This window comes from Staphylococcus sp. EG-SA-2, assembly GCF_017152085.1.
Genome location: NZ_JACYHC010000910.1, coordinates 1 through 984, shown reverse-complemented (window position 1 = coordinate 984; position 984 = coordinate 1). Strand labels below are relative to the sequence as shown.

1 pseudogene is annotated in these 984 nt (G+C 40.4%); it reads left to right on the top strand.

Annotation, left to right across the window (positions count from 1 at the left end):
• A pseudogene (gene fnbA / locus IDG60_RS16125) lies at window positions 1–984 on the top strand (fibronectin-binding protein FnbA); the annotation flags it as partial.

Below are 984 nucleotides of genomic sequence, written 5' to 3'. Positions count from 1 at the left end.
ACGTTGGAGGATACACTGAGTCCTCTGAGGAATCAAATCCAATTGACTTTGAAGAATCGACACATGAAAATTCAAAACATCACGCTGATGTTGTTGAATATGAAGAGGATACAAATCCAGGTGGTGGTCAGGTTACTACTGAGTCTAACTTAGTTGAATTTGACGAAGAGTCTACAAAAGGTATTGTAACTGGCGCAGTGAGCGATCATACAACAATTGAAGATACGAAAGAATATACGACTGAAAGTAATCTGATTGAACTAGTGGATGAACTACCAGAAGAACATGGTCAAGCTCAAGGTCCAATCGAGGAAATCACTGAAAACAATCATCATATTTCTCATTCTGGTTTAGGAACTGAAAATGGTCACGGTAATTATGGCGTGATTGAAGAAATCGAAGAAAATAGTCATGTTGATATTAAGAGTGAATTAGGTTATGAAGGTGGCCAAAATAGCGGTAACCAGTCATTCGAGGAAGACACAGAAGAAGACAAACCTAAATATGAACAAGGTGGCAATATCGTAGATATCGATTTCGACAGTGTACCTCAAATCCAAGGTCAAAATAATGGTAACCAGTCATTCGAAGAAGATACAGAGAAAGACAAACCTAAGTATGAACAAGGTGGTAATATCATTGATATCGACTTCGACAGTGTGCCACAAATTCATGGATTCAATAAGCACACTGAAATTATTGAAGAAGATACAAACAAAGATAAACCAAATTATCAATTCGGTGGACACAACAGTGTTGATTTTGAAGAAGATACACTTCCAAAAGTAAGCGGTCAAAATGAAGGTCAACAAACGATTGAAGAAGATACAACGCCGCCAACACCACCGACACCAGAAGTACCAAGTGAGCCGGAAACACCAACACCACCGACTCCGGAAGTACCAAGTGAGCCGGAAACACCAACACCACCGACACCAGAAGTGCCGAGTGAGCCAGAAACACCAACACCGCCAACACCAGAGG